Origin of the sequence: Acinetobacter sp. Ag2 (genome assembly GCF_001005515.1) — a bacterium.
GTDB classification, from domain to species: domain Bacteria; phylum Pseudomonadota; class Gammaproteobacteria; order Pseudomonadales; family Moraxellaceae; genus Acinetobacter; species Acinetobacter bereziniae.
The window spans coordinates 133,165-149,527 of record NZ_LBNA01000052.1; the positions used below are offsets into that span (position 1 = coordinate 133,165).

Consider the following 16,363-nt stretch of genomic DNA (forward strand, 5'->3'; position numbering starts at 1 on the left):
ATGCAATAATGGGGTTAAACAAAAAAAAGTAGTTAAGCAAAGTGAAGCATCGTCTAAGTCAGGATCAAGCAATGTTAATGTGTAGATTTGCTTGATCATAAAAAGCTTGAATTATCCAGCAATGATAATAAATTCAATTTTTCTATTTGCTTTTGATATTAAATTCTAATTAACGCTGTCAGCTTTAAAATGATCCATGTATGATGGATGCATTTTCAACCATTCAATCAAATTTAAAAGCAAGGGATCATGCAAAAGCTTCTCCAAGACTTCTCAGTACCTGCCGTATTTGCAGGCTTTATTACTTTCCTTATCGGTATCAGTGTTTCAGCTGTTTTAGTGATCCAAGCTGCACAATTACTTGGCGCGAATCCAGAACAAATTACCTCTTGGTTTTGGGCATTAGGTCTAGGTATTGGTCTCTCAGGTTTAATTCTGTCTTGGAAATTTAAATATCCTGTTGCAACCTCATGGTCTACTGCTGCACTCGCATTAATCATAGCAACAGCAAGTGGTTATTCACTTTATGAAGCAATTGGCGCTTTTTTAGTATCAGGTTTGCTTACAGCTGTACTTGGATTTTCAGGTATTTTTGAAAAAATCATCAATTATATTCCACAAAGTCTGACCAGTGCGATGTTGGCTGGAGTATTGCTAAAATTTGGAATTGCCTTATTTGCCAGCATGCAAAATGACTGGGCTTTTATCCTTAGTTTATTGGCTGTATATGTGATTACAAAGCGCTTATGGGCTCGTTATTGCATTGTCATCACTGTGATTGCAGGGATTATCATCTGCCCCTTCTTTATGGAGTTTCATGTTCCAACGCTTCACTGGGGATTAGCAAAACCTGTATGGATGATGCCTGAATTTACATGGTCAGCAATTTTAGGGCTAGCGCTACCACTATTTGTGATCAATATGGCATCTCAATACTTACCTGGGATAGCGATGATTAAAAGTTATGGCTATCAACCGCATGTCAATCAGTTAATAGGTTGGACTGGAACCGCTCAAACATTACTTTCACCTTTTGGCTGCTATACCGTGAATATTGCTGCAATCAGTGCCGCAGTAAGCCTAGATGATCAAGTACATCCCGATCCATCTAAACGTTATATTGCTGGTATGAGTTGTGGATTTTTCTATATTTTAATGGGCTTGTTTGCTGCCACCTTAACCAGCTTATTGATGTCGTTCCCGCACTTATTTATCGTTGCTTTAGCAGGTATTGCTCTATTTGGTACGATCAGCCACAACATTGCGATTGCATTCCATGAAGTTAAAGACCGAGAAGCTGCATTACTGACCTTTCTCTTTAGTGCCTCAGGAATACAATTTTTCGGTATAGGTTCTGCTTTTTGGGGACTTTTATTTGGTTTTGCCGTTTCGTTTATCTTAAATTTTAGAGTCAGAAAATAATCAAACCCGATAAGGTGAGTTGCTTGACTTACCTTATCTAAAATTTAACTGAATAAATGTATTCACACCTCTACTGTTCAAAACAATAACTAATCATATTGAGCAGAGGTAGATGAGTAAAAATAAAACACTGCTTTGTTTACTGCGCAAGAATAATGTTCAACAAAAAAATTGTTTATGTAAAGTGAAGCACCACATACGTAAATCGATTTAAACTTTAGATATAAAGTATGGCATTACAAGTTTTATATTATCAAACAATAGACTCATCACATTGATTTATTGATCTAAAAATTATATTTATGCATGTTTTTTTTAGCATATTGACTGTAAAAACACCAATACAAAGAAAGGGAATTTTAGCTAAAAAAAAGCTTACCCTAGGATGGATAAGCTCGAAACTTGAAACAACAATAGAAACTTCAAAAAAGAATCTGGTGCAGATTATAGTGATGAATAATTACTCAAACCAATATTTAAAAAAACTTAGTGAATAGTTTTTCTTACAAAATAAAATTAAACTGTTCACAATTATAAAAAATTAACACTTAACACATCACGCTTTTTAAGCATAAAAATATATAACAATCATCAAACTTTCCAAACTTGAGACTAAAGTATTAGATTTCTGGATAGTTACCTGTACCTTCAGGCCAAGGTGTTAACAGCTCAAACCCTGTTTCTGTCACAGCAACCATATGTTCCCACTGTGCAGATAAAGATTTATCTGCTGTCACAACAGTCCAACCATCTTTTAATTCTTTGACACTGGCTTTACCCGCATTAATCATGGGTTCAATGGTAAATACCATGCCTTGTTTAAGCACTAGCCCCTGTCCTGGTTTTCCATAGTGCAATACATTGGGCTGTTCATGATAAATTTTACCAATGCCGTGACCACAATATTCACGAACGATACTATAGCCTTCACGTTGACCTACACTTTGGATGGCATGCCCAATGTCTCCAAGTGTTGCACCGGGTTTTACAGCATGAATACCTGCAACCATTGCCTCATATGTAGTTTCTACTAATTTTTTAGATTCAGGCTTTACAGTACCCACATAATACATACGACTGGTATCACCAAAATAACCATCTTTAATGATTGCTACATCAATATTAATAATATCACCATCATTCAAAACAGTATTTTTAGATGGAATACCATGACATATCACTTCATTGGGAGAGATACAGGTAGTTTTTGTATAACCATAATACCCGACATTGGCTGGAATAACTTTGAGTGTATTCACAATATAATCATTACAGATGTCATCCAAATATTCAGTCGTTACCCCTGGCTTAACATATGCACCAATCATTGCTAAAACTTCGGCAGCTAAACGCCCTGACACTCTGAGTTTTTCAAGGTCTTGTTCAGTTTTGATGGTGACTGTTGAAGCTTTCATTGGATCTGTCCGCAAAAGTGAACCGATATTATATGCTTTTTCGATTGCTTTAGGGCTTTTTCTTGTTGATGATGAGAGTTAAAAATGTCGATTGGTATGCATAATTATAAAAATAAGCTTTAAACTACGAATTTGCGTTTTTTAATCCTATAAAATTTTCTTTAAAATTGGCTTGTACAAATTTAACCAAATTAAGCGCTGAATCATCCACATAAATATAACTCATATGGTTAATTGGTTAAAATTTATAAAAAACAGGAATATTACCCATAAAATAAAATACAAAAAATCTCGCATTTCCACTAAAATCGCTGTTTTGCGTTTTTAACCACACTTTATGACTAATCTCCGTACCAAGGATATTATTGCTCTAGGGTTCATGACTTTTGCCTTATTTATTGGGGCAGGCAATATTATCTTTCCACCCATTGTCGCTCAACAAGCGGGTGAACATGTATGGCTAGCAGCATTGGGTTTTCTAATCACCGCTGTAGGCTTACCTGTCATCACCATTATGGCGCTTTCAAAAACTGAAGGTTCGATTGCAATTTTAAGTTCACCTTTAGGCAAAGTTGCAAGTTTAATCTTGACTGTAGTGTGTTACTTATCAGTCGGTCCACTTTTTGCTACACCACGTACTGCTACAGTTTCGTATGAAATCGGTTTTTCATCTTACTTTGGTACAGGTGGCACTCCGCTATTTATTTATAGTGTGATCTACTTTGCCTTTGTTACTTTAGTGTCTCTTTATCCAAACAAACTGTTGGATACCGTAGGTCATATTCTTGCACCTCTTAAAATTATTGCACTTGCCATTCTTGGTATTGCAGCCTTTATCATCCCGACTGGTTCAATCTCTCCTGCCATCAATAATTATGCAACTAGCCCTGTTTCTGAAGGCTTTGTAAATGGTTATTTAACCATGGACACTTTAGGTGCATTAGTGTTCGGTATCGTGATTATCCATGCCATACATTCTCGTGGTGTCACCGACAAAAAACTGGTAACTAAATATGCAATCATTGCAAGTTTAATTTCTGGCGTAGGCTTAACACTGGTTTATATCAGCTTATTTAAGCTAGGTTTAGGTAGCCATGATGCAGCACCAAATGCAGCAAATGGCGCCGTGATTTTGCATGCTTATGTTCAGCACGCTTTTGGTGATCTTGGCTCATTATTTCTTACTGCTTTGATTTTTATCGCATGTATGGTCACAGCGATCGGCCTAACATGTGCATGTGCTGAATATTTCTCTGAGTTGACTAAGATTCCTTACAAAGTTTTAGTGATCATTCTGGTTTTATTCTCTTTGGTCATTTCAAATTTAGGTTTGACTAAATTGATTGCATTTTCTGTACCAGTTCTCAGTGCGATTTACCCGCCCGCTATTGTCGTTATTCTATTGAGTTTCTTTTGGAGCAAATTTAATAATCCAGCAACAGTGGTTGCACCAGTAACTGGCATTGCATTCTTATTTGGAATTATTGAAGGTATTAAAGTAACGGAATTTAAAGATAGTTTACCGCTATTGATCCAAAACTTACCGTTAAATGAACAAAACCTTGCTTGGCTTATTCCATCATTGATTGTTTTAATTATTTGTGTCGTTATCGATAAAGTTAAGAAATAAAGCGTCTTAGCCATCGTCCTTAAAATTTGATTTTACCCAAATCTAATTTTAACTGTGATCAATAATTGTCATGTTTACCCAACAGACTGTTATTGTTTGCGACACAACTTAAAAAAATTCAATGTATTGCATGTGATTAATCACACACTGCTAAAAATTACTTTTGCATTCTCAGTTTTGTCGATCATTTTTATTCTTTAGATGACAAGAACATTCCTTGAATATACACAGCAATCAACTGATTAAAGTTTAATCATAAAAAATATTAACTTACAATTTGCTGCAATCAAATATAAATTTTCATCATTGATCATAATTTATTATAAAATTTGCATAAATATTGCATAACTTTCATCGACTTTAGTCAAAATTCTCTTGCACTTGTTGTAAGTTGCTGTATTTTAATTTGATAACCACTTCACACTTCTTCAACAATAAATACACTATTTAAGAAAAAAATCACTCATATTTTCATTTTTTATAAAATAAGTCATGTTTGTAATAAATATGTCATAATTATTTTAAATAATAAGAGTATTTGCTCTTGAAATAATTACTAGATATGGTACAACTGAATAAACCAATCCAGACTAAAACAATTAGGTTTTTGTCGAGCAGACAGGAGGGATGGAGATGTTATCATTACATTTCAACAAGCAAGTCTTCATTAATTCTTTGAAGGCAAACACAAAATTAGTCACATATTTGAGTACAACGATTGCCCTTTTGGCTACCCTGCTCATCCACGGACTTATTCAAGGCAATTTAAAACCTGAATATTTTGCTTATGCGTTAGCGGTATCTGCGGCTTTCTATATTTGGGACGTTGTAGATCATAAATCGCGAAAACTCGCAAAAATCACTGAATGAAAGATGGATGCCAAGCATCCATCTTCATCAATAATAAAAAATTATAATAATCCTTTAATCATCCCTAAAAGCAAGATTCCTGTCGCAAAAATCTCTCCAATAACCAATAAAATCATCGCTAAACGAAGTAAAATTTTCGGTAAATGTACAGCACCTAATTGATGAGGTTGCTTAAATTGGTTGGTCGTATCTTTGAGCCAACCATGTAAAACATAACTTGCAATAGAAAAACTAAAAAAAACTAAATTTACGATCACACAGAGTAAATTAATTATTTCCTGGAAACTCGAACAATACGCCATCACAGCTAAAATCAAGCTAGCAGGCGCGTAAAGCAAGCTACTTCGATGTGCTATATCGACATAGTAGTGTGCTCTAGCAAGTTCTGAACGACTGATCTGGACGTACTTCCAGACACCTGTGAGCATCCCTACCCACAAATAAACCCCACTAAAAATAAGTGCCAGTTTTACCGATAAGTTTAAAGTGATTAAATCCATTTGATAAAGTTCCTATTTTTCCTTATCACATTCAGATCTGACTTAAGAGTCATCTTTCAAACAAGTTTCTTTTTAGAACTTGTGTAAAGTAGTTTTAAATTGAACAGCTTTGGATTGTACTATGACAATATATGAAAATTTAACCATAAGCTGCGCAGATAGCTATAGCTTAAGTGCACGTTTTTATCCGGCAAAACAATCAACTCAGCACTTACCTGTACTGGTTTGCCCTGCTACAGGAATTACTCAGGGCTTTTATCATCATTTTATCGAATGGCTTACTCAACAAGGTCTAGATGTGATGGTCTTTGATTTCCGTGGTATTGGAAACTCATTACATGGACCATTATCTCAATCCAAAGCAAGTATTCAAGATTGGGGACAGCTCGACATTCCGGCTGCCATTGAGTCACTTTTAAACAAGACAGGAAAGAATCAACTGACTCTCATTGGTCATAGTGCAGGGGGTCAGTTACTCGGTATTGTTCCAAATTATAAGAAAGTCGCACAAGTTATTTCGATATCTGGCTCTACTGGTCACGTAAAAGGACTTAAAGGTCGCACTAAACGCTTAGCACCTGTCATGTTTAATTTAGTCTTCCCAATTTCCAATCGCATCAAAGGCTATGGTGCAACTAAAATGCTCGGTATGGGAGAGAATCTACCGCAAAAAGTAGCACAGCAATGGGCTGAATTCTGTAGCCAACCAGGTTATGTAATAAATGCTGTAGGTAAAACCGTATTTGAAGATTATCATCATGAGATCGAGTGCCCTATCACCTCTTATTGGTCTTCAGATGATGAGATTGCAACTTCCGCTAATGTAAAAGACCTGCTTCGTCTTTACCCTAGAGCCACAACTGATATGATCGAGCTGAACCCACAACAACATGGTCATAAAGTGATTGGGCATATGTTAATGTTTAAGAAAAGCCATCAAAATCTCTGGCCAATCATGACCCAAAAAATATTTAATCCAAAACTTTAGTTTTCAGCACTTAAATACATAATCCTGTTTAAGTGCTCTTTTTATTCAAAAAAAATGCCTCAGGACTGAGGCATTTTTATCAAGGATGAATGATTTAAATCACTTTACAAACAATGATTATGAAAACTGCTCTGGACGAGTAATTTTTACCGTTTTGATTCGATTCTCATCCATTTCAATCACTTCAAACCAAATCCCTTCATGCTCTATTTGTGTACCCAAATGCACATCGCCTTGCGTTTTATCGAGAATTAATCCAGCGACGCTAAAGTATCCAGAATCCTCTTGAACAAGGTCAAGCATTCCCAACTCCAATTCAAGTTGATACAAATCGAGCATACCTGATGCCTTCCAAGTACTTTCATCCACTTTAATCAGCTCCAACTGTTCATCTGCATCTGGAAACTCACCTGCAATGGCTTCAAACACATCAAGCGGAGAAATCAAACCTTGAATATTTCCAAACTCATTACTCACCAAAACCAATGAACCTTTGGAAGTTCTTAGTGTATGAATTGCATCAATGACCTTCATTTTCTCAAAAATAAAGATGGGACGATTACGTTTCAATAAAGCTTGAAGCTGTTCTGGCTCGTCCAATACATCAATTAACTCTTTAGCACGAACAACCGTAACCACTTTGTCTAATTGCCCACGACAGACAGGGAATAAACTATGCGGTACAGCTAAAATTTGTTGACGTATGCTCTCTGCATCATCTTCTAGGTTAATCCATGAGATCTGAGTTCTTGGTGTCATAATCGATGCTACAGAACGTTCCGCAAGGGTAAGTACGCCACCGACCATATAACGTTCTTCATCACCAAACGCTTTTTGTGCTGCTAAAGCTTCAGGGCTTTGCAATAAATCAGCATCTAACTTACTGCCCATCAATTTTAGAATTGAATCCGCAGTACGATGACGCAATGGCGTTTTAGCTTGATGTTTTTCAGCATTACGGCTTGAGAATTGATTAAATGCTTCGATTAAAATCGCAACGCCAATACCTGAGTAGATATAGCCTTTCGGAATATGGAAACCAAAACCTTCCGCAATCAAGCTAACCCCAATCAACAATAAGAAGCTTAGACATAGAATCACCACTGTAGGGTGCTTATTTACGAATGTCGTCAATGGCTTAGATGCAATTAACATTACAATTACAGCAATCGTAACTGCCGCCATCATCACATAAATATTATCCACCATACCAATCGCAGTAATCACCGAGTCTAGTGAAAATACAGCATCTAAAACAATGATTTGGGCAACAACAGCCCAGAAGCTGGCATATACAGCAGCACCTGAACTTTTGACTTCAGGCTTCCCTTCCATTTTTTCGTGTAATTCAGTGACAGCTTTATAAACGAGGAACAATCCTCCAAATAATAAAATTAAGTCTCGTCCTGAAAAGGATAGTCCCCCAAATGCAATTAAAGGTTTAGTTAAAGTGACTAACCAAGAAATAATCGTCAATAAACCTAAACGCATGATCAAGGCCAAAGAAAGACCGATGACACGTGCTTTATCTCGTTGTTCTGGAGGAAGTTTATCTGCAAGAATGGCAATGAATACCAGGTTATCGATACCCAGTACAATTTCTAAAACGATAAGGGTTAAAAGTCCAACCCAAATTCCAGGGTCTAATAAAAATTCCATTATTAGATCTCCCGCTTATTTTTATAAGTATATAAATTGGAGAAAAATAAGCTTAACCTACACGGCGACGGATCCATGAATGATACCTTTTCAACTAAATTACTTTAATTATGCACAATATCGACGACTTGTAATTATTTTTCATGAAATTTTTACATTTATTTAATCTTTAAGTATTATCAATTTTTTCAAAGCTACATCTGATTATCAAGCTTTCGCACTGTTGCCAATAAGAGATTCACTAACTTTAGAAAATAGTCGAAGATTTCGATAAATTTTAATTATTTTTCACCTGTTGATTTTATTGAATTTTTTAAATTAAAAATTGATATGTTATGCATTTATACAAAAAAATTGTGAAATTCATTAGCTACAATCGACAATATTTTTCATAAAGTCAACTTGGTTTTTTTTATTTTTCAGATATAATAACAATTGATGTTAATTTGTTTAACAAATAAACCTATTTTGTTGCAAAACATTGTTGAAATTTATGGCTTGAATCATGGAAATCAAACGTTGAACAAAGTTCTTCATGATTGTTTTTCAAACAATGGCTAAACCATCTTTCATTTTGATTAGCAATAATCAAAGGGGTTCACTGTCGATTATAGTATGATTTTTTTAAGAGTAACTAATCAATTCAGTTTTTTTAAAAAAATTATAATGCACTATAAAGACTGTAAAACATGAAACTGGTAATCAAGCAATTGCATGAAGAAGCAACTATTTTCCGCTATATGAAGTTGTCACCTATTCATATAAAAACTGCATTTTAATGTATTTTTGGAATAGTTTAACTTAAGTTAATTTTCTAGATGGATCTATTTTTCGTCGATTTTTCTAGTTTTTTGGCATTAAGTGTGACGCACATATTGATTCAGATATTCGAAATAAAATATTATTAGTGCTTAACATATGGCAATAATTACAAAAAAACAGGGACATTCAGATGACTAAGAAATATTCAAAATTTCTGCCTTCTGCGGAAAATTTTAATATTGAAAATTTTCCTTATTATTGGGTTACACAAGTCCATGCTCAGTACGTCTTAAACTTAGATCAAGTGCTCAAAAAGTATGGGGTTGATAATTCACGGCGTCGTTTATTGGTTTCCTTAGAAGCCAAACCTGATGCCAGTGTATCTGAGCTTTCCGAAATGATTGTCTCTAAAATGTCGACAACCACAAAAATTGTCTACCGTTTAAAAGAAGAAGGGTTGGTAGACACGTATTCTTGCAAAAAAGATAAACGGATTACACGCGTCTGTTTAACTGAAGAAGGGAAACAAATAACCCAAAAAATCAATGATTTAATGGGTGTGATTTTAGAGCAATCCTTTGAAGGACTTACCCCGCTTCAAATTGAAAAAACCATAGAGAATTTAAAAATTATTTTTAAAAATCTTGCACATTGATGTTGAAAATTATTCATCAAATATACTTAACTGTGGAGAGTTGATGTCATTACGTTGTTTAGGACAATAAAAGCATTCAAACTCCTCCACAGGAAATCCCTCTATAAAACTCGAAATATCAGGCTGTTTCAAGTTCAGCCACTCATCCAAGCGATGATGTGGAATCACGACAACAGAACGCTTATCTGTTCTTGGCTCATGAAACTCTCTCATCATGGGATGAAAATGGGCATCCATGCTAATCATAGTTGCTGACCGAATTACTTCACCATTTTTTAACCGTGCAATTTCGTATAATGCTGCAATATAAAATGCCTGACCATCCTTCCGTCTAACACCCCATCGCTGTGGCTTTCCATTGACATATTTAGACTCGTAAAACTCAGTAACGGGAATAACCCCGAATTGGCATTTACTCAATGCTTCTGTAAAACTACGTTTTTCTATCAATGTTTCATTACGCGCATTATAAGTATGCTTCCCCGCCTCTTTATCTTCAGCCCATTTTGGAATTAAACCAAAATTGACCAAACGCCACTCAAGACTTTTTTGAGCGTTAAAAAGTAATGGCATTGCAAAACTAGGAAATACTTCTGGTTGATATGTAAAAGGAATAGCAGGTAAGCCAAGTTGTTTTACTTGTGTGGCTGTGATCGGTTTAAAATTAGCGCACATAAAAATGATAATGGGTTGATCACATTCATTCTCTTGATTCTATGAATGTGATCTAACTCAATACTCCTGATATATTCAGAATTAACCAAAGTCCGTCTAAAATAGCCTATCCAAAGATTTTTTTAACTTTCGCACTTAAACCATGGAAAAACTTATGTTTAGCATTGGCTTTTTCACTGGTCAAAAAGTTAATTTGAATCGATTGGCGTTGCCCTTCATAAGGAATATAGCCATGCCAACCATTATCAGTAACTTTAAATGCAACCAAAGAGCCAGGACCAGCACCAATCTCAGCGACATAGTTATTGATATCTTTGTCGTCATTTAGAATACGTAAACGACCATTCGGTGCATCCCATGATTCATTTAGATAAATCAGAATAGTCAATAGTTTACTTTTAGAATCACTGTGAATACGACCATCTTTTTGTCGAGAGTAACCACGCAAAGTGATCATCATCGGATGTTCCATCACATTAACATCAAATTTATCTGTCAGAATTTGGCGAAACTCTGGTGTATCTAAAGATTTTAAAAAACGATCAAAATTAGGTTTAATTTCCACATCTTCAATATTAAAACTTCCACCCTGTTCAATTTTTGGGAAGTCTTTGATCACTGCTTGAACTTCACTGTCTGCCAACGCATTTTCAACCACAAAAAACGGATAAGGTGTTGTGACGACTTCAGCATTTTTCAGCGCATCTAATTTCAGAATTGATGTCATTTATAATTCAACATAATAATTAACTCCTTTAAATTGTAGCAGAGTTTTCATGTTGTTGGCTTAAACCAGAATCAGCGAAAACAAATTTTCTGGGCTTAAAACTGTCTTTTTGCTCCTTTAGAAAGCCATAAAGCCTCCGAAGAGGCTTTATGTTTGATTTAAAATTTACAGTGTAAAATTAATCACCTGTATAACCTTTTAATTTTAAACGGTATGCATGCAATAATGGTTCTGTATAGCCTGATGGTTGCTCACCGCCCTTAAAGACTAGATCATAAGCAGCTTTGTAAGCATAACCATCGAAGCTTGGTGCCATGTTGGTATATTCTGGATCATTGGCATTTTGCTCATCCACAATTTTTGCCATACGTTGCATAACTTCTTCAACTTGTTGCTGAGTTACAATGCCGTGACGTAACCAGTTCGCAACATGTTGAGATGAAATACGCAATGTTGCACGATCTTCCATTAAACCAACATTATTAATGTCTGGCACTTTAGAACAGCCTACGCCCAAGTCAACCCAACGTACAACATAACCCAAGATCCCTTGAAGATTGTTTTCAAGCTCCTTGGTTTTCTCTTCTTCAGTCCAGTTTGTATCAGTCGCCAAAGGTGGAGTAAGTAAATCATCTAAAGGTAAAGCTTCAGTTTTCAACAATTCTTGCTGACGAGCTGAAACATTGCACTGATGATAATGAATCGCATGAATCACCGCACCTGATGGAGATGGAACCCAAGCACAGCTTGCACCAGCTTCAGGATGTTCGATCTTGGTTTTGTACATGTCTAAAAGCATATCTGGTTTTGGCCACATGCCTTTACCAATTTGAGCTTTGCCACGTAATCCAGCTTGAAGACCTACCATCACGTTACGGTTTTCATATGCTGGGAACCAAATTTGCGCTTTTACTTCACCTTTACGAACAAATGGTCCTGCTTCCATGAATGTATGGATTTCATCACCAGTACGATCCATAAAGCCTGTATTGATGAAAATCGTACGATCTTTTGCTTGAGCAATACAGTTTTTCAAGTTTACAGAAGTACGGCGTTCTTCATCCATAATCCCGATTTTCAAAGTTTTCGCTGGTAGACCCAAGGCTTGTTCAGCACGTTCAAATAATTCAACAGCAAAAGCAACTTCTTCTGGACCATGCATTTTTGGTTTAACGATATACATAGAACCTTTACGAGAGTTCTTGTTTTCGTTTTGACCTTTGATGTCCGCAAAAGAAAGCAATGGCGTGATTAAAGCATCCATAATGCCTTCGTAAATTTCAACACCATCTACAAGGATCGCAGGGTTTGTCATTAAATGACCCACATTACGAAGCAACATCAAAGAACGACCATGAAGTGTCGTTTCACCACCAATGAGGTTCTTGTGGCTACGATCTTTGTTTAATTTACGGGTAACGGTTTTACCGTTTTTCTCGATAGATTCTTCAAGAGTACCCTTCATCAAGCCTAACCAGTTACGGTAGCCTTCAACTTTTTCTTCTGCGTCTACAGCTGCAATCGAATCTTCCAAATCTTGAATCGTCGTTACTGCTGCTTCTAACACAAGATCTTTAACGCCAGCCGCATCTGTTTTACCGATTGGACTATTTGCGTCAATTTCAATAATTACGTGCAAGCCATTATTGAGCAGTACGATTTCAACGGGTGCAGATTCTTCACCATTGAAACCCACAAATTGAGCTTCTTTTGCTAAAGTGGTTGTTGAACCATCTTTTAGCGTTACCACTAATTTTTTATCTTCAACCGCATAGCGAGTTGCATCTGCATGAGAGCCATTTGCAAGCGGGAATGTTTCATTTAAGAAGTTCTTTGCAAATGCAATAACTTTGTCGCCACGAACAGGGTTATAGCCTTTACCCTTTTCTGCGCCACCCTCTTCAGAGATCACGTCAAAGCCGTAAAGTGCATCGTATAAAGAACCCCAACGGGCATTTGCTGCATTTAGGCAGTAACGTGCATTACGCACAGGTACAACCAACTGCGCACCAGCCAATAATGCGATTTCTTCATCTACATTTTCTGTGCTGATTTGGAAATCTTCTACTTCTGGTAATAAGTAGCCAATTTCTTTTAGGAAAGCTTTATAAGCTTCAAGTTCAAATTTATTGTTGCGGTGCCATTCATCAATTTTAGCCTGAATCTCGTCACGCTTTGCTAAAAGCGCCTTATTCTTAGGGCTAAGATCGACAACAACTTGCTCAAAGTTTTTCCAGTATGTTTCACTGTCTAAACCAGAACCTGGTAGTGCTTCATTTTCGATGAAATCGTAAAGTTCTTTAGCAATCGCTAACTTGCCTTTTTGAATACGTGCAGTCATTGTCTTTCCTGATATTGCTACTTTTTATAACAAGAGTTTCTAGTATACCGATTTAAACCATGCTGAATAGTATTATCACATTCCTAAATAGTGATCATTTTAATTAAAATAAATACATACATTAACTTAAAAAATAACGATCAGAAATCCGACAATATCATCAACTTGAATGGCTATTTACAGTGTATAAATTTTTTAAAATGTCTAAATTAGACCAAAGTGCTGAATCTACGCTAATTTACTCATTTTTTAATACACTTTTTTCCTTGAGCAAAGATTAAGCCACGAATAAATCTAAATGTCGATAAAGTAAAGTGATATTTCTATGTAAAGAATTGTTCGATCCTTTATGGCTTGAATTTTTAGCTCAATGATTGTCTGGAAAGTATGATCAACTCGTTTTTAAGGAATAACTAAAGTGAACTGAGACACTCTATGTTTGGTTATTTTGTTTTAAAATTTGATAAAATCAACGCAAATAAAAACCTGCTTAAAATTGGTCTCTTAAGCAGGTTAGATATGATCAAACAAAGATCAGACATCAATCAAAGATAGATTTGAGATTTGATTTCTTCGATCTGATAGAAATTTAGTTAAATGTTTTGAAACGTGCAGCATCATCAATAAATGCTTTTTCACCAGCAGGTGCTTCAATTGAACCAAATACCAATTGCGCACGAAGTTTCCAATCCGCAGGGATTTCAAAAGTTTCTGCAACTTCATCATCCACGATCGGGTTATAATGCTGTAATGAAGCACCAATACCTGCTTCAGATAAAGCTGTCCAAGCTGCAAATTGCGCAATTGCAGTCGAGTGTTCAGCCCAAACCGGGAAATTATCTGCATAAAGTGGGAATTGCTCTTGCAAACCTTTCACTACGCTTAAATCTTCGTAAAACAACACCGAACCTGCGCCAGCAATAAAGCTATTAATTTTACCAGCAGTTCCTTCAAATGCTTCAGCAGGAACAATTTTACGTAAAGTTTCTAAAACAATTGTCCAGAATTTTACGTGTGAATCACCAAATAAAATTACTGCGCGAGAAGATTGTGAGTTAAATGCAGATGGACTATGTTTTACTGCATCTTTGATGATTTCTTCAACTTTTGCTTGGTCTAAGCTGATATCTTTACCCAATGCATAAATTGTACGACGTTGTTTGATTTGATTTAAAAATGACATAATGATAATCCTTCTTTGGCGCGATACGCCGTTTTCTTTAACATAGACAAAGTTTATTGCATGATTTTGACTGTTTCCATGCATAAATACATAACAATGTGTTCTATATTTAGAACAATATTAGAAATAGAAAGACTTTTAAACAATTATACTCCTATCCAAAATCACATTAATATACTGATTTTTATAAAAATTAAATCCATGCAGCTAATTTTAAAAAAATATTGTTGCCATTTTCTTCAAATTGTTATTGCGTAGACCACAAAATAAATTAAGGTAAAAATCATCTTTAATTCAACACAGATCAAGCTATTCTCAGCATCTGGTACGCTAAATACTTTAAAGCATAAATTTAAACAGAAAATAAAAACTCCGCATCAAGCGGAGTTTCCAAATCAGCGAATCAGACTACAATCATTTATCTGTTTCAAATAAAGCAGCTACAAATGATTTAGCAGAGAATGGGCGTAAGTCATCTATTTTTTCACCAACACCAATAAAACGGATTGGTACATGTGTACGACTGGCAATATTAAATAGCACTCCACCTTTTGCAGTACCATCCAATTTAGTAATCGTTAGACCTGTAAGACCTACAGCTTCATCAAACATTTCCACTTGGTTAATCGCGTTCTGCCCTGTACCCGCATCCACAACCAACATCACTTCGTGCGGCGCTGTCGCATCAATTTTCTGCATTACACGTTTTACTTTGGTCAGTTCAGACATTAAATTGCTTTTATTGTGTAGACGTCCAGCGGTATCTGCGATAAGAACGTCAATTCCCTTAGCACGCGCACTTTCAAAAGCATCAAAAATTACAGACGCACTATCAGCACCATGACCTTGAGCAACAACAGCAATATTATTACGCTCCCCCCAGATTTGAAGCTGTTCAGTTGCTGCTGCACGGAATGTATCACCTGCGGCAAGCATGACTTTTTTGCCTTCACCCTGTAAACGTTTTGCCAACTTACCAATTGTAGTGGTTTTACCCACACCGTTTACCCCAACCACTAAAATCACAAATGGATTTTTATTTGGGTCGATATGCAATGGTTTTACGCGTGGTGCAAGTAATGTCACCAACTCTTCTTGCAAAGCTTTATACAATGAATGTGAATAGATCAAATCTCCACGTTCAGTACGCTCAGTTAAATTCGCAATAATGGTTTTTGTCGCTTCGACACCAATATCAGCAACTAAAAGCTGTTCTTCAACTTCTTCTAGCAATTCATCGTCAATCTCTTTTCCGCCGATCAATATGTTGACCATACCATCTGCGAAGCTTTTGCGTGATTTAGACAAACCTTCTTTCATACGACTGAAAAAACCACCTTTGGCTTTTTCTTCAGTCGCTTCAATCTGTTGTTCTTGACTATCAGCTTGAGTAGATTCCGTTTTCGGTATTTCTACTTTATTATTTTCAATAATAGGCACATTGACGGCTGGTAAACTAGGTAATGTGACATCGTCATCCCCGATATCCGCATCAATCAAGAATTTATTTTGCTGTTCTTGCATGCCGATTCCTTG

General features: G+C 36.0%; 13 protein-coding genes. 5 read left to right on the plus strand and 8 right to left on the minus strand.

Going from position 1 to position 16,363, the window contains the following annotated elements:
- Nucleotides 1-249 precede the first annotated feature (249 nt).
- Complete coding sequence (locus AAV97_RS13210) at nt 250-1,422, plus strand: benzoate/H(+) symporter BenE family transporter (protein ID WP_004830414.1); 1,173 nt, start codon at nt 250-252, stop codon at nt 1,420-1,422.
- A gap of 620 nt (nt 1,423-2,042) precedes the next feature.
- Here the strand turns inward: AAV97_RS13210 and map are convergent.
- Complete coding sequence (gene map / locus AAV97_RS13220) at nt 2,043-2,837, minus strand: type I methionyl aminopeptidase (protein WP_046760814.1); 795 nt, start codon at nt 2,835-2,837, stop codon at nt 2,043-2,045.
- A gap of 337 nt (nt 2,838-3,174) precedes the next feature.
- On the opposite strand from map, the gene brnQ reads away from it, so the two are divergent.
- Entirely contained in the window at nt 3,175-4,467 is a 1,293-nt protein-coding gene (gene brnQ, locus AAV97_RS13225; protein ID WP_035300475.1) for a branched-chain amino acid transport system II carrier protein, read from the plus strand.
- A gap of 633 nt (nt 4,468-5,100) precedes the next feature.
- Nucleotides 5,101-5,337 (plus strand): hypothetical protein, encoded by a 237-nt coding sequence (locus tag AAV97_RS13230; protein WP_004830410.1) that lies wholly within the window; start codon nt 5,101-5,103, stop codon nt 5,335-5,337.
- Nucleotides 5,338-5,378: 41 nt separating this feature from the next.
- Here the strand turns inward: AAV97_RS13230 and AAV97_RS13235 are convergent, their stop codons facing one another.
- On the minus strand, nt 5,379-5,837 hold the full coding sequence (locus AAV97_RS13235) for a hypothetical protein (protein ID WP_005032019.1): 459 nt from the start codon (nt 5,835-5,837) through the stop codon (nt 5,379-5,381).
- Between the two features lie 121 nt (nt 5,838-5,958).
- Here AAV97_RS13235 and AAV97_RS13240 point away from each other — a divergent pair, with 121 nt between their 5' ends.
- Nucleotides 5,959-6,825, plus strand: a complete 867-nt coding sequence (locus tag AAV97_RS13240; RefSeq protein ID WP_046760815.1) for an alpha/beta fold hydrolase — start codon at nt 5,959-5,961, stop codon at nt 6,823-6,825.
- Nucleotides 6,826-6,942: 117 nt separating this feature from the next.
- On the opposite strand, the gene AAV97_RS13245 is transcribed toward AAV97_RS13240, so the two are convergent.
- Nucleotides 6,943-8,484, minus strand: a complete 1,542-nt coding sequence (locus AAV97_RS13245) for a TerC family protein (RefSeq protein ID WP_046760816.1) — start codon at nt 8,482-8,484, stop codon at nt 6,943-6,945.
- A gap of 952 nt (nt 8,485-9,436) precedes the next feature.
- On the opposite strand from AAV97_RS13245, the gene AAV97_RS13250 reads away from it, so the two are divergent.
- Nucleotides 9,437-9,901: a MarR family winged helix-turn-helix transcriptional regulator gene (locus AAV97_RS13250; protein ID WP_004830405.1), complete on the plus strand. Its 465-nt coding sequence runs from the start codon at nt 9,437-9,439 to the stop codon at nt 9,899-9,901.
- Nucleotides 9,902-9,910: 9 nt separating this feature from the next.
- On the opposite strand, the gene AAV97_RS13255 is transcribed toward AAV97_RS13250, so the two are convergent.
- The 5 genes from AAV97_RS13255 to ftsY form a co-directional block, all read right to left on the minus strand.
- Nucleotides 9,911-10,576 carry an SOS response-associated peptidase gene (locus AAV97_RS13255; RefSeq protein WP_046760817.1) on the minus strand — a complete coding sequence of 222 codons (666 nt, stop codon included), beginning with the start codon at nt 10,574-10,576 and terminating at the stop codon, nt 9,911-9,913.
- Nucleotides 10,577-10,682: 106 nt separating this feature from the next.
- The gene (locus AAV97_RS13260) at nt 10,683-11,303 is read right to left on the minus strand and encodes a 2OG-Fe(II) oxygenase (protein WP_004830403.1); all 621 of its coding nucleotides are present in this window, start codon (nt 11,301-11,303) and stop codon (nt 10,683-10,685) included.
- 178 nt (nt 11,304-11,481) lie between these two features.
- On the minus strand, nt 11,482-13,644 hold the full coding sequence (locus AAV97_RS13265) for a malate synthase G (RefSeq protein WP_042085596.1): 2,163 nt from the start codon (nt 13,642-13,644) through the stop codon (nt 11,482-11,484).
- Nucleotides 13,645-14,233: 589 nt separating this feature from the next.
- Nucleotides 14,234-14,827 (minus strand): nitroreductase family protein, encoded by a 594-nt coding sequence (locus AAV97_RS13270; RefSeq protein ID WP_004830401.1) that lies wholly within the window; start codon nt 14,825-14,827, stop codon nt 14,234-14,236.
- 414 nt (nt 14,828-15,241) lie between these two features.
- The gene (gene ftsY, locus AAV97_RS13275) at nt 15,242-16,351 is read right to left on the minus strand and encodes a signal recognition particle-docking protein FtsY (protein WP_004830400.1); all 1,110 of its coding nucleotides are present in this window, start codon (nt 16,349-16,351) and stop codon (nt 15,242-15,244) included.
- Nucleotides 16,352-16,363 lie beyond the last annotated feature (12 nt).

Coding starts and splice junctions, on each gene's coding strand:
- AAV97_RS13210 (WP_004830414.1), top strand. CDS start 250: ATGCAAAAGCTTCTCCAAGACTTCTCAGTACCTGCCGTATTTGCAGGC.
- map (WP_046760814.1), bottom strand. CDS start 2,837: ATGAAAGCTTCAACAGTCACCATCAAAACTGAACAAGACCTTGAAAAA.
- brnQ (WP_035300475.1), top strand. CDS start 3,175: ATGACTAATCTCCGTACCAAGGATATTATTGCTCTAGGGTTCATGACT.
- AAV97_RS13230 (WP_004830410.1), top strand. CDS start 5,101: ATGTTATCATTACATTTCAACAAGCAAGTCTTCATTAATTCTTTGAAG.
- AAV97_RS13235 (WP_005032019.1), bottom strand. CDS start 5,837: ATGGATTTAATCACTTTAAACTTATCGGTAAAACTGGCACTTATTTTT.
- AAV97_RS13240 (WP_046760815.1), top strand. CDS start 5,959: ATGACAATATATGAAAATTTAACCATAAGCTGCGCAGATAGCTATAGC.
- AAV97_RS13245 (WP_046760816.1), bottom strand. CDS start 8,484: ATGGAATTTTTATTAGACCCTGGAATTTGGGTTGGACTTTTAACCCTT.
- AAV97_RS13250 (WP_004830405.1), top strand. CDS start 9,437: ATGACTAAGAAATATTCAAAATTTCTGCCTTCTGCGGAAAATTTTAAT.
- AAV97_RS13255 (WP_046760817.1), bottom strand. CDS start 10,576: ATGTGCGCTAATTTTAAACCGATCACAGCCACACAAGTAAAACAACTT.
- AAV97_RS13260 (WP_004830403.1), bottom strand. CDS start 11,303: ATGACATCAATTCTGAAATTAGATGCGCTGAAAAATGCTGAAGTCGTC.
- AAV97_RS13265 (WP_042085596.1), bottom strand. CDS start 13,644: ATGACTGCACGTATTCAAAAAGGCAAGTTAGCGATTGCTAAAGAACTT.
- AAV97_RS13270 (WP_004830401.1), bottom strand. CDS start 14,827: ATGTCATTTTTAAATCAAATCAAACAACGTCGTACAATTTATGCATTG.
- ftsY (WP_004830400.1), bottom strand. CDS start 16,351: ATGCAAGAACAGCAAAATAAATTCTTGATTGATGCGGATATCGGGGAT.